The organism is Streptomyces sp. D2-8, from assembly GCF_023184515.1.
In the GTDB taxonomy this organism is placed as follows: Bacteria; Actinomycetota; Actinomycetes; order Streptomycetales; family Streptomycetaceae; genus Streptomyces.
In genome coordinates, this window is sequence record NZ_JAAHBP010000041.1 from 1 (window position 1) to 22146 (window position 22146).

The 22146-nt window shown below is 71.6% G+C and carries 21 protein-coding genes; 9 read left to right on the forward strand and 12 right to left on the reverse strand.

All coding sequences use genetic code 11. The features are described 5' to 3' along the window. A partial coding sequence (locus G3I77_RS39685; RefSeq protein ID WP_248512138.1) for a universal stress protein occupies positions 1-485 on the reverse strand: 485 nt, incomplete at its 3' end. A 336-nt stretch (positions 486-821) separates the two neighbouring features. Further along, entirely contained in the window at positions 822-1709 is an 888-nt protein-coding gene (locus tag G3I77_RS39690; RefSeq protein WP_248512141.1) for a universal stress protein, read from the reverse strand. Positions 1710-2285: 576 nt separating this feature from the next. Here G3I77_RS39690 and adhE point away from each other — a divergent pair. Further along, positions 2286-4946 (forward strand): bifunctional acetaldehyde-CoA/alcohol dehydrogenase, encoded by a 2661-nt coding sequence (adhE, locus tag G3I77_RS39695; protein ID WP_248512147.1) that lies wholly within the window; start codon positions 2286-2288, stop codon positions 4944-4946. A gap of 211 nt (positions 4947-5157) precedes the next feature. On the opposite strand, the gene pflA is transcribed toward adhE, so the two are convergent. The 7 genes from pflA to G3I77_RS40795 all read right to left on the reverse strand — a co-directional run bounded on the left by pflA (position 5158) and on the right by G3I77_RS40795 (position 11404). Continuing rightward, positions 5158-5883: a pyruvate formate-lyase-activating protein gene (pflA, locus tag G3I77_RS39700; protein ID WP_248512186.1), complete on the reverse strand. Its 726-nt coding sequence runs from the start codon at positions 5881-5883 to the stop codon at positions 5158-5160. 17 nt (positions 5884-5900) lie between these two features. Continuing rightward, positions 5901-8162 (reverse strand): formate C-acetyltransferase, encoded by a 2262-nt coding sequence (pflB, locus tag G3I77_RS39705; protein ID WP_248512150.1) that lies wholly within the window; start codon positions 8160-8162, stop codon positions 5901-5903. 234 nt (positions 8163-8396) lie between these two features. After that, positions 8397-9020: a DoxX family membrane protein gene (locus tag G3I77_RS39710; protein ID WP_248512152.1), complete on the reverse strand. Its 624-nt coding sequence runs from the start codon at positions 9018-9020 to the stop codon at positions 8397-8399. Positions 9021-9173: 153 nt separating this feature from the next. Next, positions 9174-9329: a hypothetical protein gene (locus G3I77_RS39715; RefSeq protein WP_248512155.1), complete on the reverse strand. Its 156-nt coding sequence runs from the start codon at positions 9327-9329 to the stop codon at positions 9174-9176. Positions 9330-9566: 237 nt separating this feature from the next. Further along, positions 9567-10397, reverse strand: coding sequence for a universal stress protein (locus G3I77_RS39720; RefSeq protein WP_248512157.1), 831 nt, complete (start codon positions 10395-10397; stop codon positions 9567-9569). Positions 10398-10646: 249 nt separating this feature from the next. Next, positions 10647-11087 carry a pyridoxamine 5'-phosphate oxidase family protein gene (locus G3I77_RS39725; RefSeq protein WP_248512159.1) on the reverse strand — a complete coding sequence of 147 codons (441 nt, stop codon included), beginning with the start codon at positions 11085-11087 and terminating at the stop codon, positions 10647-10649. A gap of 185 nt (positions 11088-11272) precedes the next feature. Next, complete coding sequence (locus G3I77_RS40795) at positions 11273-11404, reverse strand: hypothetical protein (RefSeq protein ID WP_282574495.1); 132 nt, start codon at positions 11402-11404, stop codon at positions 11273-11275. Between the two features lie 17 nt (positions 11405-11421). On the opposite strand from G3I77_RS40795, the gene ppk2 reads away from it, so the two are divergent. After that, entirely contained in the window at positions 11422-12225 is an 804-nt protein-coding gene (gene ppk2 / locus G3I77_RS39730) for a polyphosphate kinase 2 (RefSeq protein WP_248512164.1), read from the forward strand. A gap of 8 nt (positions 12226-12233) precedes the next feature. On the opposite strand, the gene G3I77_RS39735 is transcribed toward ppk2, so the two are convergent. Together G3I77_RS39735 and G3I77_RS39740 are read right to left on the reverse strand one after the other, a co-directional pair. Next, positions 12234-13139 (reverse strand): universal stress protein, encoded by a 906-nt coding sequence (locus tag G3I77_RS39735; protein WP_248512165.1) that lies wholly within the window; start codon positions 13137-13139, stop codon positions 12234-12236. Between the two features lie 26 nt (positions 13140-13165). Further along, positions 13166-14053, reverse strand: coding sequence for a universal stress protein (locus G3I77_RS39740; RefSeq protein WP_248512167.1), 888 nt, complete (start codon positions 14051-14053; stop codon positions 13166-13168). 742 nt (positions 14054-14795) lie between these two features. On the opposite strand from G3I77_RS39740, the gene G3I77_RS39745 reads away from it, so the two are divergent. From G3I77_RS39745 to G3I77_RS39755, 3 genes are all read left to right on the forward strand, one after another. Further along, a complete protein-coding gene (locus tag G3I77_RS39745; protein ID WP_248512169.1) occupies positions 14796-16010 on the forward strand; it encodes a globin domain-containing protein in 1215 nt (404 codons plus the stop codon). Positions 16011-16061: 51 nt separating this feature from the next. Next, the gene (locus tag G3I77_RS39750) at positions 16062-16595 is read left to right on the forward strand and encodes a hypothetical protein (RefSeq protein WP_248512170.1); all 534 of its coding nucleotides are present in this window, start codon (positions 16062-16064) and stop codon (positions 16593-16595) included. A 148-nt stretch (positions 16596-16743) separates the two neighbouring features. Then, complete coding sequence (locus G3I77_RS39755) at positions 16744-16953, forward strand: hypothetical protein (protein ID WP_248512172.1); 210 nt, start codon at positions 16744-16746, stop codon at positions 16951-16953. Positions 16954-17026: 73 nt separating this feature from the next. Here G3I77_RS39755 and G3I77_RS39760 read toward each other — a convergent pair whose 3' ends face one another. Continuing rightward, positions 17027-18355 carry a phosphoribosyltransferase family protein gene (locus tag G3I77_RS39760; protein ID WP_248512174.1) on the reverse strand — a complete coding sequence of 443 codons (1329 nt, stop codon included), beginning with the start codon at positions 18353-18355 and terminating at the stop codon, positions 17027-17029. 397 nt (positions 18356-18752) lie between these two features. Between G3I77_RS39760 and G3I77_RS39765 the strand changes: the two genes are divergently transcribed. The 4 genes from G3I77_RS39765 (at position 18753) to G3I77_RS39780 (ending at position 21978) form a co-directional block, all read left to right on the forward strand. Next, entirely contained in the window at positions 18753-20450 is a 1698-nt protein-coding gene (locus G3I77_RS39765) for a SpoIIE family protein phosphatase (RefSeq protein WP_248512177.1), read from the forward strand. Positions 20451-20686: 236 nt separating this feature from the next. Continuing rightward, a complete protein-coding gene (locus tag G3I77_RS39770) occupies positions 20687-21175 on the forward strand; it encodes a DUF5994 family protein (RefSeq protein WP_248512179.1) in 489 nt (162 codons plus the stop codon). A 16-nt stretch (positions 21176-21191) separates the two neighbouring features. After that, positions 21192-21467, forward strand: a complete 276-nt coding sequence (locus tag G3I77_RS39775) for a hypothetical protein (RefSeq protein ID WP_248512181.1) — start codon at positions 21192-21194, stop codon at positions 21465-21467. Between the two features lie 67 nt (positions 21468-21534). Beyond that, entirely contained in the window at positions 21535-21978 is a 444-nt protein-coding gene (locus G3I77_RS39780) for an Asp23/Gls24 family envelope stress response protein (protein WP_248512183.1), read from the forward strand. The last annotated feature ends 168 nt before the right edge of the window (positions 21979-22146 follow it).

Consider the following 22146-nt stretch of genomic DNA (forward strand, 5'->3'; position numbering starts at 1 on the left):
GCCTCGCCGGCGTCGGAGCCGTCCACGGCCAGTACCACTGGGCCGGCCGGATCGGGGCGGCCCCGCACCACCATCAGAGGGCAGCGACCGTGGGCGGCAAGATGCACCGCCGTCGAGCCCAGCAGCAGCCCGGCGAAACTGCCCAGGCCCCGGCTGCCGACCACCGCCAGCGCCGCCGACCGCGACTCGATCTCCAGCACCTCAAGCGCATCCCCGGCCACCACCGACCGGGTGACCTCGAGGTCCGGCGCGATCGCGTGTGCCCGTTCCTCGGCGCGGGCCAGTGCCCCCCGCACCATCGGCTCCAAGCCGTGGTCGGCAGGGTTCCACGGTGGTGCGCCGGTCGGCCGGTGTGCGGGCCCTTGACCGAAGGCGTGCACGATCCGCAGTCCCGCCCCGCGCAGGTGCGCCTCACGGACCGCGGCCTCGACCGCGTCGATGCTGGAGGCGGAACCGTCCACCCCTACGATCACTGGATCACTCACTGGATACTCCCGTCCCGGGCCATCACCGACGCGCGGCCCCTCGGCCTCAAGCCTCGGTGCGGCCACCCTGGTACGCCCAGGGCCCGTCAGGCCGTCCCGAGGGGCCACTCGGCCCTGTCGGGTACCACCGGGTGCTCAGAACACTGATCACCGGCCGCGGGACCGGACACCTGCGGTACGAGGGTGTGAGCGCCGACGGGGAGATCCACATCGACGTCAACGAGGTGCTGCTGCCCTGAGTGGGGCTGCGGTACGAGTTCGTCAACCACGCCGCGCCCACCCGCCCCCGCTCTCCCGCACAGCGGAACAGGACGGCGGGCCTCGGACCGGACGGGATCAGCGCTGCGCACCCGCTCCCCGCACCACCGCGACCGGGCAGTGGGCGTGGTGCAGCAGGGCCTGGCTGACCGAGCCGAGCAGCAGCCCGGCGAACCCGCCACGCCCCCGGGCACCGACCACCACCAGCTGGGCGGACCGGCTCGCTTCGATCAACGCCTCCCGCGTCCCGCCATGCACCACCCTGTGCTCCACCACCACGCCCGGGTACCGCTCCTGGCGGCCGGCGAGCGCCTCGGACAGCAGGCGCTCCTCCTCCCCTGCCAGGGCGCCGGGCGGGTTCGCGTACGGAGCCGACGCATCCTGCGGTGCGGGCAGCGGCGCGTTCCACGTGGTCCAGGCGTGCAGTGCCACCAGCGGCGCCTTCCGCAGCTCGGCCTCGGCGAAGGCGAAGTCCATCGCGTGCTCGCCCACGGCCGATCCGTCGACGCCCAGCACGACCGGGCCCTCCGCACTCGGCTGCTCACGCACCACCAGCACCGGACACCGGCCGTGTGCCGCCAGGTGCACCGCGGTCGACCCGACCAACAGCCCGACGAACCCGCCCATGCCGCGGGACCCGACCACCACCAGCTCGGCCGCACGCGACTGCGCCTCCAGGACCGTCAGCGGCTCACCGGTCACCACGGTATGACTGATGTCGACGTCCGGGTCCACAGCGCGCGCACGCTCGACCGCTTCGGCCACCAGACGGTCGGCCATGTTCCGGAGCCCGCCGTCGGACGGGCCCAGCGGCGACGGACCCAGGGGCACGTGCATCGCGGGCCAGAAGAACGCGTGCACCACCCGCAGCCCCGCCCCGCGCAACCGCGCCTCCCGAGCCGCCGCCTCGACCGCGGCGAGACTCGACGCCGACCCGTCCACACCGACTACCACCACACCGCTCATCGTGCCTCCCGCATCCAGTACGCCATAGCTCTCACCCCCCAGACTCACCCCGGCCACTCCCCTTTCGCATGGGGCCTGATGGCGCCACTGCCAGGGCCGACCGGCACTCAATTGCCCAGCCCCGGGTGGGGGTGAGTGGTGACGCCGGCCCCCTCGCCATCGTCCTCGGCCTGATGATGTGCTTCGACCTGGGCGGCCGGTCAGGCGTCCGGCTCTGTGCGGGCGAGGGTGGCCTGCGGTCCTGGGTGCCGATCACGGCCTCATGGCCGAGCGAGTCGAGTGTGCCGGCGATCGTCCGCCCGACGACGCCGGTGCCTGGAACTGCGCAACCCATGAGTGCGCGCCGGCGCATGCCCGCCCGGTACGCGACCCGGTGCTTCTCTTCATCGGATGGCCGACCGGCCCCGGCGACCCGGGCCTGCCGGGCCACGGCCGGGACCTTTGACGCCTGGGTGGCGGCTCCCGTCTGCGAGACGGTGGCAGTGGAAGCGGTACCGATCCCCCGCGGTGCCGCTTCCCACACGGCACGCCGCCGGTCTGCCGGCCCACGACCTCGACGATGGAGGCGCAACCCCCATGACCCGACAGGACGCCCGAACCCGAGCCGCTGACCCGGGCGGCGAGCCTTCCGAGACCGCCATCGCCGTCGACGGGCTGATCACGAACGGGCTCAAGGCGCTCGCCGACTACGAGGACCTCGACCAGGAGCAGGTCGACCACATCGTCAAGAAGGCGTCGGTCGCCGCCCTGGACCAGCACACCGCGCTGGCCCGCCTGGCGGTGGAGGAGACCGGTCGCGGCCTGTTCGAGGACAAGGCCGCGAAGAACATGTTCGCGTGCGAGCACGTCACGCACAGCATGGGCCGTATGAAGACGGTGGGGGTCATCGCCCGCGACGACATCGAGGACATGGTCGAGATTGCGGAACCGGTGGGGGTGGTGTGCGCCATCACCCCCGTCACCAACCCGACCTCCACCACGATCTTCAAGGCACTGATGGCACTGAAGACCCGCAACCCGGTCGTCTTCGCCTTCCACCCCTCGGCCCAGCGCTGCAGCGCCGAGGCCGCTCGCATCGTGCGCGACGCGGCCGTCGCCGCGGGCGCGCCGGAGCACTGCATCCAATGGATCGAGACCCCGTCGGTAGAGGCGACCGGCACGCTCATGCGCCACCCGGGCGTCTCGTTGATCCTCGCCACCGGCGGCAACGCCATGGTCAAGGCCGCCTACTCGGCGGGAAAGCCCGCCCTGGGCGTCGGCGCCGGCAACGTCCCCGCCTACGTCCACAAGAGCGCCAAGCTGCGCCGCGCCGTCAACGACCTCGTGCTGTCGAAGTCGTTCGACAACGGAATGATCTGCGCCTCCGAACAGGCCGTCATCCTGGACGACGAGATCTATGACGCCGCCCTGGCCGAGTTCCGCTCCCTGCACGCCCACCTGGCGACCGCCGAGGAGAAGGCGAAACTGGAGGCGTTCCTGTTCCCCACCGGTCGGACAGGCGCGGGCTGCGAGCCCAAGGTCAACGCCTCGGCCGTAGGTCAGAGCCCGGCGTGGATCGCCGAACAGGCCGGCTTCACTGTGCCCGAGGACACCTCCCTCATCCTGGTCGAGACCGAACGCGTCGGCCCGGACGAGCCGCTGACCCGCGAGAAGCTCTGCCCTGTTCTCGCCGTCCTGCGGGCCGGCTCCGAGCAGCAGGGTTTCGCCCTGGCCGCCGACATGGTCGCCTTCCACGGCCAGGGTCACAGCGCCGTCATCCACACCGAGGACCGCGCATTGGCGGAGGCGTACGGCAAGCGCATCAAGACCGTGCGGATCATCGTCAACGCACCCTCCTCGCAGGGCGCCATCGGCGGCGTCTACAACAACCTCCTGCCGTCCCTGACCCTGGGCTGCGGCTCCTGGGGGAGCACGTCGGTGTCCAACAACGTCTCCGCCGCCCAGCTCCTGAACGTCAAGCGGGTCGGCACGCGCCGCAACAACCTCCAGTGGTTCAAGGTCCCGCCGAAGATCTACTTCGAACCGCAGGCCATCCGCTACCTCGCCTCCATGCCGGACGTCCACCGCGTCACGATCGTCACCGACGCGACCATGACCAGGCTCGGCTTCGTCGACCGCGTCGACCGCGTCCTCAAGCGCCGTCCCGAGCCCGTGACACTGCAGATCATCGACAACGTCGAACCCGAACCCAGCATCGACTCCGTGCAGCGCGGCGCCCGCCTCATGCGGGACTTCCGCCCGGACACGATCATCGCGCTCGGCGGCGGCTCGCCCATGGACGCGGCCAAGGTGATGTGGCTGCTCTACGAGCACCCCGACATCGACTTCGCCGACATGCGGCACAAGTTCTCCGACATCCGCAAGCGCGCCTTCCGCTTCCCGACACTGGGCAGCCGGGCCCGCCTGGTGTGCGTGCCCACCACCTCCGGCACCGGCGCCGAGGTCACGCCCTTCGCCGTCATCTCCGACCCGGCCACGGGCAAGAAGTACCCGCTGGCCGACTACGCGCTCACCCCCAGCGTGGCCATCATCGACCCCCTCCTCACCACCGCCCTGCCCCCGGCCCTGGCCGCCGACAGCGGCTTCGACGCCCTCACCCACGCCATCGAGGCGTACGTGTCCGTCTACGCCAACGACTTCACCGACGGGCTGGCGCTGCACGCGATCCGGCTGATCTTCGACCACCTCGAAGCGGCGGTGAACGACCGCGCGGGCTCAGCGGAGGCCCGGGAGAAGATGCACAACGCCGGCACCATCGCGGGCATGGCCTTCGGCAACGCCTTCCTCGGCATCGTCCACGCCATGTCCCACACGCTCGGCGCCACCTTCCACATCGCGCACGGCCGCACGAACGCGGTTCTGCTGCCGCACGTCATCCGCTACAACGGCACCGTCCCGACGAAGCTGACGGGCTGGCCCAAGTACGAGAACTACCGGGCCCCCGAACGCTTCCAGGACATCGCCCGCACCCTCGGCCTGCCCGCCGCCACGCCTGCCGAGGGCGTGGATTCGCTCGCCCGCGCGGTGGAGCGCCTGCGCGACGCCGTGGGCATCGAGCCGTCGTTCCAGGCCCTCAGCGTCGACGAGCGCGCCTTTCTCGACGCGCTGCCCCAGCAGGCACTCAACGCATACGAGGACCAGTGCGCGCCCGCCAACCCGCGGATGCCCATGCTCGACGACATGCGGGAGATCATGCGAGTGGCCTACTACGGTCCCGCCGGCATACCTGGGGAGTAAGCCCCATCGGTGGTGGAATTGAGCCGCTGGTCAGCCCCGCTGTGGCGCACCATGGAACCCGATCGCGGCACTCCAGCTCGCCGATCTCCTGGCAGCTCGCTCTCAGTGCTCGACACGTCGCCATCCTGTTCAGCAGCAGCTCAGAACCCCGGCCGGATCACCCCGGCCGGGGTTCTCTGCGCATCTCGCTCACCCGCGACGGGCCACTCGTTCAAAGGGCCCGCAGCCCGTGCTCCCGGAACTGCTCGCGCACCCTCTCCGTCAGGCCCGGATCCGGCGTGGGTGTGTCGCGCAGGGGGAAGGGGATCGCCAGCGCGTCGTACTTGTGGGCGCCGAGCTTGTGGAACGGCAGGACGTCCACCCGGTCGACGTTGCCCAGCCCGGCGAGGAACGCACCGAGCCCCTCGACGGCCACCGGATCGTCGGTCCAGCCGGGCACCAGGACATAGCGGATCCACACGGGGACGCCGAGCCGGTCCAGGCGGGTGGCGAAGTTGAGGGTCGGGGAGAGGTCTCCTCCGGTCAGCTTCCGGTACGTGCGGACGTCGAAGGACTTGATGTCCAGCAGAACCAGGTCGGTGTCGGCGAGAAGCTCGTCGGTGGCGCGGGCGCCGAGGAAGCCGGAGGTGTCGAGCGCGGTGTGCAGACCGAGCTCCTTGCAGCGGCGGAAGATCCCGGCCGTGAACGCGGGCTGGAGCAGGGCCTCGCCGCCGGTGAGGGTCACTCCCCCGCCTGCGGTGGTGATGAAGGGACGGTACTTCTCGATCTCGGCCATCACCTCGTCCACGGTGGTCCGTTTCCCGTCGCGCAGGTGCCAGGTGTCCGGGTTGGCGCAGTACAGGCAGCGCAGCGGGCAGCCGCTGACGAACAGCACGAACCGGGTCCCGGGACCGTCCACTCCGGTGGACAGGTCCCAGGAGTGGACCCGGCCCGTCATCGGCTCGACCGTGGTGCTCACAGCGATCCGTGGAAGGTGCGACTGATCACGTCGAGCTGCTGCTCGCGGGTCAGGCGGACGAAGTTGACGGCGTACCCGGAGACCCGGACCGTCAACTCCGGGTACTTCTCCGGGTGCTCCATCGCGTCCTCCAGCGTCGCCCGGTCCAGAACGTTCACGTTCATGTGGAAGCCACCGGAGGCCATGTACCCGTCCAGGATTCCGACCAGATGGCCGGCGCGCTCGGCCGGGTCGTGCCCCAGGCCCTCGGGGGTGATCGTGGTCGTCAGCGAGATGCCGTCCCGGGCCTGCTCGTACGGCAGCTTGGCCACCGACAGCGCGGAGGCGGCCACCCCGTGCCGGTCCCGCCCGTTCATCGGGTTGGCGCCGGGCGCGAAGGGCTCTCCGGCACGGCGGCCGTCAGGGGTGTTGCCCGTGTGCTTGCCGTACACCACATTCGAGGTGATGGTCAGCACGGACTGCGTGTGCTCGGCGTTCCGGTAGGTCGGGTGGCGGCGGACCTTGGACATAAAGGACTTCACGAGGCCGACCGCGATGGAGTCGACACGGTCGTCATTGTTGCCGTACGCCGGGAAGTCGCCCTCGATCTCGTAGTCGACGGCCAGGCCGGTGTCGTCCCGGATCACCTTCACCCGGGCGTACTTGACGGCGGAGAGGCTGTCGGCGGCCACCGACAGCCCGGCGATCCCGCAGGCCATGTAGCGGTACACCGGGTGGTCGTGCAGCGCCATCTCGATGCGCTCGTAGGCGTACTTGTCGTGCATGAAGTGGATGACGTTGAGCGTGTTGACGTACGTCCGCGCCAACCAGTCCAGCATGCGGTCGTACGCGGCCGAAAGCTCCTCGTACTCCAGGTACTCGCTGGTCAGGGCGGCGGCCTCGGGCGCGATCTGTTCGCCGGTCATCTCGTCCCGCCCGCCGTTGATCGCGTACAGCAGCGCCTTGGCCAGGTTCACCCGCGCGCCGAAGAACTGCATCTGCCGGCCCACCGCCATCGCGGAGACACAGCAGGCGATCGCGGTGTCGTCGCCGGTGCGCGGGCGCATCAGGTCATCCGACTCGTACTGCACGGCGCTGGTGTCGATGGACACCCGAGCGCAGAACTCCTTGAACCCGGACGGCAGCCCGGGCGACCACAACACGGTCAGGTTGGGCTCCGGGGCCGGGCCGAGGTTGTAGAGCGTCTGCAGGAAGCGGAAGGACGTGCGGGTGACCAGTGTGCGCCCGTCGCCGCCGATACCGCCGATGGACTCCGTCACCCAGGTCGGGTCGCCGGAGAACAGCGCGTCGTACTCCGGGGTGCGCAGGAACCGCACGATCCGCAGCTTGATCACGAAATCGTCGACCAGCTCCTGGGCCCGCGACTCATCGAGGGTCCCCTCGTCGAGATCACGCTGCACGTAGACGTCCAGGAACGTGGAGGTGCGGCCCAGCGACATCGCGGCGCCGTTCTGCTCCTTCACCGCCGCCAGGAAGCCGAGGTAGAGCCACTGCACCGCCTCGTGGGCAGTGGCGGCGGGGCGGGAGACGTCGCAGCCGTACGAGGCCGCCATCTGCGTCAGTTCACCCAACGCCCGTATCTGCTCGGCCAGTTCCTCACGGTCACGGATGACATCCGGACTCGAGGCCGACGCGTCCAGCAGGGCACGCTCCGCCCGCTTGGACTCGATGAGCCGCTCCGTGCCGTACAGCGCGACCCGCCGGTAGTCGCCGATGATCCGGCCACGGCCGTAGGCGTCCGGCAGACCCGTGATGATCCCGGCCCTGCGGGCAGCGCGCATCTCGGGGGTGTAGGCGTCGAAGACACCGTCGTTGTGGGTCTTGCGGTAGGTCCCGAAGACGCGCGTGACGAAGGGGTCGGCCCTGTAGCCGTACGCCTTCAGACTGTTCTCGACCATCCGCAGCCCGCCGTTGGGCATGATCGCCCGCCTCAGCGGAGCATCGGTCTGCAGGCCGACGATCAGTTCGCGGTCGCGGTCGATGAAACCCGGCCGGTGCGAGGTGATGGTGGACGGGGTGCCCGGGTCGACGTCGAGGATTCCCTTTCGCCGCTCCTCGGGAAAGTGAGCGGCGACCTTGCGCCACACCGTGAGGGTGCGCTCGGTGGGACCGGCCAGGAACGCCGCGTCACCTTCGTAGGGCGTGTAGTTGGCCTGGATGAAGTCGCGTACGTCGATGTGGTCCCGCCAGCGCGAGCCGGCGAAGCCTCGCCATGCCTCGGTCGCCGTCGGGGCTCCAGCTGTCACGGTTGCCGTCATCGCCGGTCTCTCCCTCGCTCCGCGCGTGAACTTCTGCGCTATCGATGCTCGTCGCTCGCGATGCCCGCGGGGAGGGCCTGTCGGCGTACCCGGGGCACGCCATCGGTCCCTCGCCTGCCGGGCCGTTGGGCCCGGTCAGGCCGAGCCCGGCATCGCCTGGCCGCCGGCGCACGAACGACCGGGGGCACCCCCGCCGACGAGCGGAGGTGCCCCGGTCCGACCCGCATGCGGCCATCAGAGCAGCCAGCGGTTGCGGCTGACGAACGGCAGCCGCGCCCACGCCTTGCCCAGTCCCCAGGTGGCGCCGGCACCCGCGACCGCCAGGGCGATCAGGACGATGGCGTAGATGAGGTGGTAGTCGGCGAACGGGTTGGTCGACATGCTCGCCGAGCCGTCGGAGAGGTGCTTGGCCGGCGGCCACTCCGCGATCCACATGAACGCCATCATCACGGTGCCGGCGACCGCGGCGAGCCGCAGACCGATGCCCGCGATCAGGGCGACGCCGATGCCGAGCAGGCCCAGCATGAACAGCCAGTCCGCCCAGGCGGCCCCGGCCCAGTCGTGGAAGGTGGACTCCATCGGGCCGACGGCGACACCGCCGAGGAAGCCCTTGGTGGGCGAGCCGCCGTCGATCCAGCCCTTGCCGGAGCCGGTCGCGTAACCGAAGCCGAAGGTCTTGTCCAGGAACGCCCACAGGAAGACGAACCCGGTCAGGAGACGGAGCCCTGCGAACACATACGCCCGGGTCGCCGTCGCGACGGCGGTCGTCGCGTCGGCGGAGGCGGGAGCCGTCCCCGCCCTGTGCCGGGACGGGAAGCGGAATCCCAGATGCCGGTGGGGGTGGTCGTGCACTGCCATGATGCTCATCCCTTTCGAGGGGTACGACGCGCAGGATGTCGGGCGACTCTTCGTTGCACCTTCAATGTCCCGCGTCGTCGACGCCCGCCGGAGGGGCTGCAGGGCCCGGACCACGGGCCGAACGGCCCCCTGTCCGGGCCCCATTGGCATCGGTCAGCCGTCCCAGGACCAGACGGCGACCTCCGGCAGGTCGGTGCCGTGGACGCGGATCCACTCGTGGTCCCAACCAGGGTCCTGGTGGGAGAAGCCGTTGTGGTCCTGGCACCAGACGTGCATCACCCGGCCATGCCGGTCCACGTGCTCGTCCACCGGAAGCGTCTGGCAGGGTCGCGCCGGGCTTGTCCAGGGGGACGGCGTGCTTCTCCAGCGAAGGCAAGGGGAGTTCGCTTGTATGAGCGGGGCCATGTGTCCAGCCGCCGCAGGTGCTCCGGGTTGTGGTTCGCCGCGCGCCAGTGGGCGTCCAGCGTCCTCAGCTCGTCGCATGCGGGTCCGGACCTCCGCCCTTTCCCCCACCCGGCGGGTACCGCTTTACCGGTGTGCTCGTCTTCAGGTCGCCGGCACCAGCACCACAGGGCAGTGGGAGTGGTGCAACAGGACATGCGCGACCGGGCCGAGCGGTGGACCGAGCCGGCCCACGCGACGGCGCGTGCCGATGATCACGACGCCGGCCTCGCGGGTACCCGCCAGCAGGGCGTGGGCCGGGCCGGTCTGGACCGTGCGGCTGTCGACCTCGACCTCGGGGTACTCCTCCCGCAGTCGGGCGATGCTGAAGCGCGGCACGGCTTCTTCCGCCCGGTCGCTTTGGGCCCGGCGCTGCTGGCCGGGGCTCGTCGCGGCTACCAGCGAGGGCAGTTCGGGCGTGGTGTGCCGGTGCGTTGCGGAGTGCACGACGCGCAGCCGGGCCCCACGCCGGGACGCCTCCTGGAAGGCATAAGCGGCTGCGGCCTCATCGGCGTCGCTCTCCAGGCCGAGCAGCACCTCGCGCCCCTCGTCGCGAGGGTGATCCCCACGGGCGACCAGCAGCGGACCGTGCGCGTGCGCGGCCAGGCGCCAGCTCACCGAGCCGGCCAGCAGACCGGAGACACCGCCGAACCCCCGGGTGCCCACGACGGTGAGGACCGCACCCTCGCTCTCCCCTGCCAGCACCCGCACAGCGCCGCCCTCCACGGCCCTGGTCTCCACCGGCAGACCGGGATGACGCTCGTGGACCCGCGCGGCGGCCGACGCCAGAACCGGCCCCGCCTCGTCGCGGTCGGCCACGGCGTACACGATGCGCAACGCGGCGCCGCGGCGCGCCGCCTCCTCGACGGCCCAGTCCAAGGCCCGTACGGCGACCAGTGAACCGTCCACTCCAACGACCACATGACGGTCAGTCATTGTCCTGTTCCCTTCTGCTCCGTGCACCTGGTGTGCAGCCCCCGGGGGAGCCGAGGGCGGTGACAAGATCGACGCCGGTCGGCCGGGCGTCGGTCCCGCCGCGGCTCCACGCAGATGCTCGTCGTCCGCAGGCGTTGCGGGCAGAGGCCGACGGAACCCGTCGGCACGCCGTACGGCCCCGTTCCGTCGGGCCGTACGGCCCCGGACCCGGCCCGGACGAAAAGAAGGGGGAAGACGGAGGAAAGACCGTCAGGCAGTGAGGTCCACCCCGTACAGGGTGCGTCCACCGACGAGCTCACGGCCGGTGACCAGTTCGGGCTCGATACGGAGGAAGACCTCCTGCGGCGCCGGCACCCAGGAGACCGGGCCGGTGCGGGCCAGGCGTTCGTGTTCGGCCGGGTCGGTCACCACCGTGGCCGCCCCGGTGACGACGACGCTCCAGCCGGAGTGCCGGGCCGCGTCGACCTCGTCCGCCTCAAAGGCGACCACCGCGCCGTCGATCGCGCGGACCAGTTCCGAGGCTGCGGAGGTGCGCAGCAGGACCGCGCCGTCGCCGTCCAGACCGAAGTTGACCGGCAGCACGGCGGGCAGGGCGCGGCGCGTGAAGACGATGCGGCCGATGGGCACCTTGGCCAGCAGCCGCAGGCACTCCTGCCGCCCGAGTTCGCGGAAACCGTCATTGGGGTACATCAGCCAGCCCGTCTTTCGCCTGGTACAGCGGTACTGCGTTCCATCCATCCTGAGCTCGATGCGGCCCGGGGATGAGGGGCCATCGGTCCCGCCCATGCCGGAGAACGACCCGTGTCACATCGCGATCGATGGGCCTGCGAGTCCGGCCCGTCCGGCGTTTGCGGATGCCCGCGGCCCGGGCTTTCTCAGACCATGTCCGACGACCCCAGGTCCGCGGCGACGTTCAGGGTGCGCCGCTCCCTGCCGGTCAGTACGGTGCTGTCCCGGACTTCGACCGAGGTACCAGTGAGGACGTTGAAGTCATCGACGTAAGCCATCAGGCGATGGAGGCGGCATGGCCGGCAAGAAGGCGGCGAAGGTGCCGCGCGCGGCATACGAACGGGAACTGCTGCGCCTGCAAACGGAGCTGGTGAAACTGCAGGAGTGGGTACGGACGGAGGGCGCCCGGCTGGTCGTGGTCTTCGAGGGGCGGGACGCGGCGGGCAAGGGCGGCACCATCAAGCGGGTCGCCGAACACCTCAACCCGCGTGTCGCCCGGATCGCGGCGCTGCCCAAGCCAACCGAGCGCGAGCGCACCCAGTGGTACTTTCAGCGGTACGCCGAGCACCTGCCGGCCGCTGGGGAGATCGTGCTGTTCGACCGGTCCTGGTACAACCGGGCCGGAGTAGAGCACGTGATGGGCTTCTGCACCAGGGAGGAGTACCAGCTCTTCCTGCGCCAGTGCCCGATCTTCGAGCGGATGCTGGTGGAGGACGGGATCCTGCTGCGCAAGTACTGGTTCTCGGTGAGCGACACGGAGCAGCAGGAGCGGTTCCGGCGCCGGCTGGAGGATCCTACGCGGCGCTGGAAGCTGTCCCCGATGGACCTGGAGTCGATCACCCGCTGGGAGGCGTACTCCCGGGCCAAGGACGAGATGCTGGTGCACACGGACATCTCGGAGGCTCCGTGGTTCGTCGTGGAGAGCGACGACAAGCGCCGGGCCCGGCTGAACATGATCGCCCACCTGCTCGGCTCCGTGCCGTACCACGAGGTGCCGCCGCCGGTGCTGGAGCTGCCGGAGCGGCCGCCGTCGACCGGCTACGAGCGCCCGCCGCGCGATCTGCAGACCTACGTCCCCGATCACGCGGCGAGCCTCTGAGGCACCGGTCAGGCGTCGTGCACCCGGTGCGGTACGACGGCGACCGGGCAGGCGGAGTGGTGCAGTGCCGTGTGGGCGACCCGGCCGAGCTGGAGCCCGAAGTGCCCCTCGCGGCGCCTGGCACCGACGACCAGCAGGCCGGCCTCGTACGAGGCGTCCAAGAGCACCCGGCGGGCATGTCCCTCGACGGTGCGCCGGCGCACATCGATGTCCGCCGGGACGTCCTGCAGCGCCGCTTCCAGTTCCTCGACGGCCCGCTCCTCGTGCAGGCGGGCGGGTTCACCGGCCATGAGCGGGTGGTCGGTGGTCTCGTGCGCGGGGCACCGCCAGGCCCGCACGGCCTCCAAGGGCACCCCGCGTCGCCGTGCCTCCTCGACGGCGAAGCTGACGGCCGCCGACTCCTTCACGTCCTCGCCGACGCCCACAACGACGCGGCCGCGTACCGGGGGCGTCACCTGGTTGTCGTGGCTGCCGCGCAGCACGATCACCGGGCAGTCGGCGTGGGCGGCGACGGCCAGGCTGACGGAGCCGAGCAGCATCTCGGCGATGCCGCTGCGGCCGCGGGTGCCCACGACCAGCGCGGAGGCGTTCCGCCCCTCGCGCACCAGGGCGTACTCCGGCTCCTCGAACACCACGTCGGCGGTCACCTTCAGGTCGGGGTGCCGGGCACGTGCCCGCTGAGCAGCGGCGCCCGCGACGTCCTGGGCCAACGGCAGAGCGGTCGGCCTCCCGCTGTCCCGGGCGAGCGCGGCACCCTCGTACCGCTCCCACAGGCAGGCGTACACCACCCGCAACGGCACCCCACGCAGCACGGCCTCGTCGGCCGCCCAGTCGACGGCACGCAAGCTCGGCTCGGAGCCGTCCACGCCCACGACCAAGGGCCCACCGTGGGCTCGTTCCACCGCTGCGTTCATGGTCTCCACTCCTTCAGAGGGTGGGTTCAGTCGTGCGCGACGACGGCGACGGGGGCGGTGGCATGGTGCAGTACCGCGTGCGTCACAGGGCCGATGTGGGCGCCGAGCGGGCTTCGGCGGATCCGCCGGCCCACGACGACCAGTGACGCCTCCCGGGAGGCGTCGACCAGCGGGACGGCGGCACTGCCGGAAAGGGACTCCTCGACGACCTTGACGGCGGGGTACTTCTCCTTCCAGTGGTGCAGCACCTCGGCCAGCGTGGCAGCGTCCTGCTTGCCCAGCATGGCGTTGAGCTCGGGGTCGGCGGGCAGGCCGTAGGCGAAGTAGGGCGGCAGATTCCAGGCGTGGATGACCCGCAGGGGTGTGACACGGCGGGCGGCCGCCTCGAAGGCGAAGGTGAGCAGCGTGTCGTCGGGGCTGTCGGTGTCGAGCCCGAGGACGACGGGGCCGGACAGGGCCGCAGCAGACGGGACTGCGGACGGACCCCTCGCATGGCCGTCCGCGGCCTGCTCCCCCGCCCGCACGAGGACCACCGGCTGCTCGGCGTGCGCCACGACGGCCTGGCCCACGGAGCCGACGAGGAATCCTCCGATGCCGCTCATCCCTCGGGAGCCGAGGACCAGCAGCTCGGCGTCCTTCGCCGCCTCCGTCAGTGCCTCGGCGGGCCGGCCGGGAATCTGCTCCATGTCCACGTGCACGCCGGGGTGGCGCAGGCGGAGTCCCTCGGCCGTCTCGCGCGGAATCCTCCCCCAGCCTTCGGCCGGCGGGGCTTGCGCCATGGGCTCCGGGACGGGCTCCCAGACGTGCACCAGCCGCAGCGGCAGGCAGCGCAGCTTCGCCTCGCGCGCCGCCCACTCGGCAGCGGCACGGCTCTCGGGCGAGCCGTCGATGCCCACGGTGACGTTGCGGGACATGTTGTCCACCTCCTGGTCGGGGTTCTGACTCCAGGGTGGCGACGAGGAGAGACGCGGTGCAGAGCCCGCAGGTCCCCGGTCTGGGACCGACAGGCCCCATCGGCCGAGGCGTCCGCGCCCCCGCGGTGCCCGCGACGCCAGCCGTGACAGAGCGGTACTTGCGAGCGAAGCGAGGCCGGTGTCGAGCAGACCGAGTGGCAACCGCGCGATCCGTCGAGAGTCGTGCGCTCGGAGCCGGCTCACTCGGGTGGCCCGCCCGCACGACGCCATCGAGGGCCTGGTGCCCGGCGTGGCCGGCATGCACGACGTCGACGACTGCCCCGAGGCCCGCACCATCCCCGGCCTACTCACCGAGGCCGATGTGGAGGTCGACATCACCGCCCTGGACGCGGTCGACCGGACTCCGCCGCGAACTCGCCCACCGCGGCATCGTCTTCGTCCTCGCCCGGGTCGAGCAGGACCTGCTGGACGGCCTGAGGGGCGTACGGCCTGCCGGTCTGTCGGCGCTCACCCAGGACGTTTGTGGCGGACAGGGCCGACGGGAGGTCGACCCGGCGCCGTGCGGCCCTGCGGCGGGGCGGGTGGTGGGGCCGATGTTCCTGAATCAATGGGGCCGTTCGGCCCCTCTTCGCCCGGCGCCGTGAAACAGCGCCGAAACGCAGCCAGGTGCCTGCTACACAGAAGATGCCGCCCGATGCGATGCGGCTGTCCTTCCCACCTCATCCCTTGCCCGGGAGGCTTCATGCTGTCCGCAGAATCCGCCGCCGTCGTCCGTGCCACCCTGCCCGCCGTGGCCGGAGCGCTCGATGAGATCACGACACGCTTCTACGGCGCGATGTTCCGCGACCGGCCGGAACTACTCGACGGGATGTTCAACCGCGGCAACCAGGCCAGCGGGGCCCAGCGCCGCGCACTGGCCGGCTCGATCGCCGGGTTCGCGACCACGCTCCTCGATGCCCCGGACACCCGCCCGGACACCCTGCTGGACCGCATCGCGCACAAACACGCCGCGGTCGGCGTCACCGACGACCAGTACACCATCGTGCACAAGTACCTGTTCGGCGCGATAGCGGAGGTACTCGGCGACGCGGTCACCCCGGAGGTCGCGGCCGCCTGGGACGAGGTCTACTGGCTGATGGCCGGCGCCCTGATCGGCCGTGAGGCCCGCCTGTACCAAGACGCGGGCGTCCAGCCCGGCCAGGTCTGGCGGCAGTGGACGGTCGTCGAGCGCCGCACCGAGACACCGGACGTGGTGTCCTTCGTCCTCCGCCCCGCCGACGGCGAACCGGCGCCGCAGGCGCGGGCAGGCCAGTACGTGAGCGTGCGGGTCCTGATGGCCGACGGGGTCCGCCAGCTGCGGCAGTACAGCCTGTCCTCAGACCCGGGCGGGGATCTGCGGCGCATCACCGTCAAGCGGGTCGCCGGCACGGCCGACGCGCCGGACGGCGAGGTCTCCAACCTGCTGCACGACCAGGTCCACGAGGGCGACGTACTGACGCTCTCGGCTCCCTTCGGCGACGTCTTCCTCGACGACCCGGCCGACACCATCACCCCGGTCGTACTGGTCTCCGCGGGCATCGGCGGCACCCCCATGACCAGCATCCTGGCCCACCTCACGGCCCTCGGTTCGACCCGCCCGGTGCTGGTTCTGCACGCCGACCGCTCCCCCACCGACCACGCCCTGCGCACCGAGACGGGCGAGCTGGTCGAGCAACTGCCGGGCGCCCGCGCGGTCTTCTGGTACGAGCGCCCCGGCCCGGAGGAACCCGACGCCCGCGAGGGCCTGATGAACCTCGACGGCATCGAACTGCCCGACGGCGCCACGGTGTTTCTGTGCGGACCGCTCCCGTTCATGCGCGATGTCCGCGGACAGTTGCTGCACGCCGGGGTTCCGGCACAGCACATCCGCTACGAGGTCTTCGGCCCCGACCTGTGGCTGCCCGGCCCGGCGGCCTGAACGACGTCGGACATCCCACCGCACTTCCAGGAGAGGAACCGACATGACATCGTGCTGCTGCGCTCGGACGGAGAGGTGGACGAGGACACCCTGACCTACGCCCGCACGAAGATCGACGCCGTCGTGGACCGGCCGGGACTGCCTCCCGTCACCGGTGAGGTGCGGATCACGAGAGCAGCCGCCCACCACGCGGACCGTCCCTGGTCGGCGACGGCCGCCCTGCACGTCGGCGGGCGCGAGGTGGTTGTCCTCGCCGAGGAGGCCACCGCCCGGGAGCTCGCAGGCCAGCCGCTCGCAGGCCACCGGCGCAGTGCCCAGCGCCGATGCGACAGCGTCGGCCGGCGCTCGACGAGCCGCACCCGCCACAACACCCGCACTCATCACTGCCTCCTCGCCCCGCCAGAGTCGACCAGGGTCATGGGCGTCGCAGGCCACCTGCGGGTGGGGCTTCCGGGTGCATCGCTCCTCGAGTACCGCTGCGGCGACAAAGGCCGGCAGCGCCGTCCTCCGGTCCGGCACCACGCCCCAGGACTCCTGCCCGCTGCGGGCACCAGTCGGTCGTTGTTTACTGGCTATGAGGGGTGACCGGCAGGGCACGCGCTGCCGGGAGCAACCGAGGACAGCGAAGCGGTGTGGTGGCAGGAAGTCCGCCGACCCCGGCAGATGCACCACGGCCTGATCGCCCCTGCCGAGTGACGGCCCGGCCCGTCACCGCCTCGCAAGGGAGCACGACATGACGCAGAGCCCTTCCCCCCAACCCGATACCGCGCCCGGGCCGGAAGCCCGGTTGAGCCAGTTGGAAGAACAGGTCTCGACCCTGGCCGAGGCCGTCCGGGCACTCGCGCATGGCCTGGAGAACATCCCGTCACAGGACCCTCAGCCCGAGGAAGCGGCACGCGGCGCACGGCTCGCCCACGAGCTCCTGCTCTCCAAGGGCCTGTGAGCCTGCTCGCGCAGTACCCACGCCGGATGCTGCAATGCGCCAGTGCCTCGCGACGTGGTGACGAAACGCTGCCTCAGGCCGCCGCATGCGGAACCGGGGCCATGTGGTCGGTGAACCAGTCCCGGGCCAGATCGGTGACCTTCTCCAGGGCACCGGGCTCCTCGAAGAGGTGGGTCGCGCCGGGAACGACCGCGAGCCGGGTCTCGCAGCGCAGTCGGGCCTGTGCGTCGCGGTTGAGGTCGAGCACCATCTGGTCATGGCCCCCGACGATCAACAGCGTGGGCGCCGTCACCGCCGGCAACCGTGGCCCGGCCAGGTCGGGCCTCCCGCCCCGCGAGACGACCGCGGCGATCCGCGCGCCGGGCTCGGCGGCCGCCCACAACGCGGCGGCCGCGCCGGTACTCGCACCGAAGTACCCGACGGCGAGCCCCTGGACCTCGGGCTGACCGCGCACCCAACCGGTGGCGTCCGCCAGACGCCGGGCCAGCAGCCCGGTGTCGAACACGTTGGCCCGGTCGGTCTCTTCCTCCTCGGTGAGCAGGTCGAGCAGCAGCGTGCCCAGCCCGGCCCGGTTCAGCCCGGCCGCGACGAACCGGTTACGGGGGCTGTGCCGGCTGCTGCCGCTGCCGTGCGCGAACAGCACGACTCCGGTCGCGCCCTCGGGCACCGTCAACTGCCCGCGCAGCACGGTCGCACCGGCCCGCACGTCCGCCTCCCGGTCCTCGGGCCCGGCGTGATGCGACTCAGTCCGTCGGGTGCTCAGCCGGCGGGCCACGGCCTCGTCCAGACAGGCGACGACCTCATCGTCGTCGGTCTGGGCGAAGTCGGCGTAGAACTCTCCGATCGCATAGAAGATCCGCGGGGCATGCAGGCACACCAGTTCATCGGCGTCCCCGCCCAGCCGGGCGTTCCAGTCGTGCGGCGCCACCGGGACCGCCAGCACGATCCGTGCCGCTCCTCTGGCCCGGGCGATCCGGCAGGCCGCGCGCGCCGTCGACCCCGTGGCCACCCCGTCGTCGACGACCACCACCGTGCGGCCCTTCAGGCCGACCGGTTCCCGCCCGCCCCGGTACCGCCGGGCACGCCTCTCCAGCACCCCCCGCTCACGCGCCTCGACTTCTGCCAGTTCATCCGGGGTGGTGCGGGCGGTGCGCACCACGTCGTCATTGATCACGCGTACGCCGCCCTCCCCGATCGCTCCCATCCCCAGCTCCGGCTGGTAGGGCACACCCAGCTTCCGCACCAGGCAGACATCCAGCGGCGCACCGAGCACCTCGGCGACCTCCGCGGCGACCGGAACCCCTCCACGGGGCAGACCGAGCACCACCACCTCGGCCCCTTCGAGGTGCTCCAGCCGGGCGGCCAGCCGCCGGCCGGCATCACGACGATCCATGAAGAACACGATCCGACCTCCTCGCCCAGGACGAACACGGTGGGCGACGCGTGCGTCCCGTACCTCCATCCTCGCCCCCGCAGAGAACGGATGCGCCCGGCAGCGAGACGCACTCCGTTCTCGCCTCGGGCCACGCGATCGGGCCGCGTGGCCCGCCTCCGCAGGCCGATCCGGCAGGATCGAACGCACCGAGTCAGGGCCACACCCACCACGCGACGTGTGTGAGGTCGAGCAGTCGAAGACCGAATTCACGTCCGATCCTCGCCGTGCGGGCGGTTTCTCTTCCGCGGAGGGACCATGGGTCTGCTGGGGTGTCGGTTCATCGATATGTCCACCGTCTCGGCGAGGGTTGCCTAGGGTTTGCCCACAGGAGGGCGGTGCGGTGCTGGGTGCGGGTGGTGAGGGGGTGCGGTGGTCTGCGGCCGAGCCGGATTTCTGGCAGCAGGTCGTCGGGCGGCTGAGCACGGCCCTGATCGTGGTGGACCCGACCGGGCGGATCCTCGCGGTCAATCGCGCGGCCGAGCGGCTGCTGGGCCGTACCGCCGTGGCGATGCGCGGGGAGGACGCCCACGATCTGCTGCACCGGCCGGCGGACGGCGGACGGATCCCGCGGGACCAGTGCCGGCTGCTGCGCTCGCTGACCGGGGGGACCGCGGCGCACGGGGAGGGAGACACGTACCTGCGGAGTGACGGTCGCCGGGTCGCGATCTCCTGGTCGACCTCTCCCCTGATGGACGACGGCCACGTCACGGGCATGGCCGTCCTGTTCGCGGACGCCACCGTGGATCGGGGCGCGCGACGGGAGCGTGCCGTCCACACGCGTGCCCTGGAGGACCTGACCGAGCGGCTGACTCTGGTCGCGGAGATCACCGACGTACTCGGTCAGACCCTGGAGACCGACGACGCCCTCGCCCGCCTGGGCCATCTGCTCGTTCCCCGCCTCGCCGACTGGACGGCGGTGGATCTCCGGCTCGCCTCCGGCGAGATCCACCGCGTGGCGGTGACCGGACCCGTCGGCCGGGACACCCGGCTGGAGGACTGGCGCGAACACCTTCCCGAGGACGGTGAGGCCGCCCTCTCACCCCTGGTCCAGGTGCTGAAGGGCGGGGATCCCGTACTCCAGGCCGCGGCGGAGACGGCCGCCCCGGCCGAGGACCACTCCGCCCTGACCGCCGCCCACAGCGGCTTCCTGCGCGCGGTCGGCGCGACCTCCGTCATCACGGTGCCGCTTGGCGCCGAACATCAGATCACCGGGGCGCTGACGGTGGTGCGCACCGACCCCGCCCACCCCTTCGACACCGGCGACCTGAAGGTCGTACGCGACATCGGCCGCCGGGTCGGCCTCGTCGTCGACAACGCCCGCCGGTTCGGCCGCCAGCGTGCCGTCGCCGAGGCGATGCAGCGCAACCTGCTCGCCCCGCTGCCCGAGCCCGGCCGCCTGCGGCTGGCCGCCCGCTACCAGCCCGCCCCGGCCGGCTCCCAGGTCGGCGGGGACTGGTACGACGCCTTCACGCTGAAGGACGGCACGCTCGCGCTGGTCATCGGCGATGTCGTGGGCCACGACCTGACGGCGGCGGCCGGCATGGCCCAGCTGCACGGCATCCTGCGCTCACTGACCTGGGACCACACCGGACCGCCCGGCGCCATCGCCGACCGTCTCGACGACGCCATGCCCGTCATCACCACCGTCCCGCTGGCCACCCTCGTGCTCGCCCGGGTCACGGGCGACCCGCACACCGGCCCCTGGACGCTGCAGTGGACCAGCGCCGGACATCCGCCGCCGCTGCTGCTCACCCAGGACGGACAGGCGCAGTACCTGGAGGCCGGGCAGGGACTCCTCCTCGGCGCGGGTCCCCTCCCCGCCGGGAGCCGCCCGAACGCCACCCGGCCGCTGCCACCCGGCTCCACGCTGCTGCTGTACACCGACGGTCTGATCGAGACCCCCGGCAGCGACCTGGAGACCGGCCTGCGCCGGCTGCGCCGTCACGCCGTGACGCTCGCACGTGAACCCCTGGACTTCCTGTGCGATCAGGTGCTCGCGCATGTGCCTCCCGGCAGCGCCGACGACGTGGCCCTCCTCGCCCTGCGCATTCCGGCGCCCTGAATCCGGGGCGCGGCTCAGGCGCCGCACGCTCGGTCGGGTGTCCGGCGTGCGCCGGCCGTCCGACGCCCCGGGCCGGCCTCACGGCACGGAGCAGCGGCCGCGGCGGCGGGAGTCAGGAGTAGCGTGGAGGGCGAAGAGAGCGCGGTGTCGCGGCGCCCTCCGCGGCAGGCGCTCCACCCCACCGGCACCACCCTTGGCCAGCGGCCTGCCGCCGTCCGAACAGGCAGGTGAGCGCGATGCCCGACCCCCACCCTCCGACCGGGGCAGGACTCCTGGCGGACGGCCTGCACGAATCCATCCGCCCCGGAACCGCGCTCCTGCGGCTCACCACCACTCACGAGCGCCAGGGCATCCTCGACGGCGCATGGTGGCCCCGCTCCAGGGACGTCGCCGCCGAACTGCCCGGCCTGATCACCGCACTGACCGAGCGCCTCGGACCGATCACCCGGATCGGCCTGGACAGCACGGCCTGGAACGAGCTGCCGACGCGGATCACCGTCAACGACCGGGTGGTACGCATCGACTCCTTCTCCACCGGTGACGACACCGCGCTCGTGACCCGCGGCGACCAGGACCTCTTCACTCTGCTCGTGGTGCCGCCGAAGACGCCCGTGGAGGCGGCACGGTCCGCGATGGCCGAAGCGGTCCACACCGACAACCCCAGGCAGGCCCACCAGATCCTGCTCGACACCGCCGCGGACCGGCCCCGTACGACCGACCCGTGACCGGAGAACGACCCCCATGACGAAACTCCGTGAACGCAAGAACAACCGGAAGGCGGTCCTGCGAGTCCTGTACGGGGCCGTCGAACGCAATCGCCCCGAGGTGAGCGGATCGGCGCTCCACGACCAACTGGACCTGCCGGACGAGGATCTCTCCGCGGCCTGCGCCTACCTGGCCGACGACGGTCTGATCAGCGTGGACTGGACCTCGCACCGGACCCCGGCCACCGTCTCCCTGACACACGAGGGCCTCCGGCTGATGGAGGAGGAGGACGAACGGAAGGATCAGGGCTAGGACGTGAGCCCTTCGGCGGGCATCGCACGGTGTCCGACCGGCCGACCAACCGATCGAGGTGTTCGCCATGACGGAAGGCGCGACCGCGCTGAAGGAACGCACCGGGGCCGGCGCCCCGGCGGAGACCCGCGGGAGGACCAGCATCGCCGACGGCGTGGTGGCCAAGATCGCGGGCATGGCCGCACGTGAGGTGCCGGGCATCCACAGCCTGGGCGCAGGTATGGCGCGTGCGGTGGGAGCCGTGCGCGGCCGGGTTCCGGGCGGAGGCGGCGGGGTCACCCGAGGCGTGAAGGTCGAGGTCGGGGAGCGGCAGGCCGCCGTGGATCTGGACATCGTCGTCGAGTACGGCGTGTCCATCGTCGACGTGGCCGGTGACGCGCGTTCCCACGTGATCAGTGCGGTGGAGCGGATGACGGGCCTGGAGGTCGTCGAGGTGAACATCGCCGTCGGTGACGTCCACCTCCCCGACGACGAGGAGGAGACCGGACCGGACGAAGGCCGCGTGAGGTGACCTGCCCCGTCGGGTGAGGTCGTTTCACGCCGCGCCCTCAGCTTGGCGTTTAACATCGCAGGTCACTCGTCCTGCTGACCTGCGGTTCTTCCCGGGACAGCGTGGGCGGCCGTTCTCCACGCTTCGAGATGTCGAGTAACGAAGTGCGAGAGAACGGCCGCTGCGCAT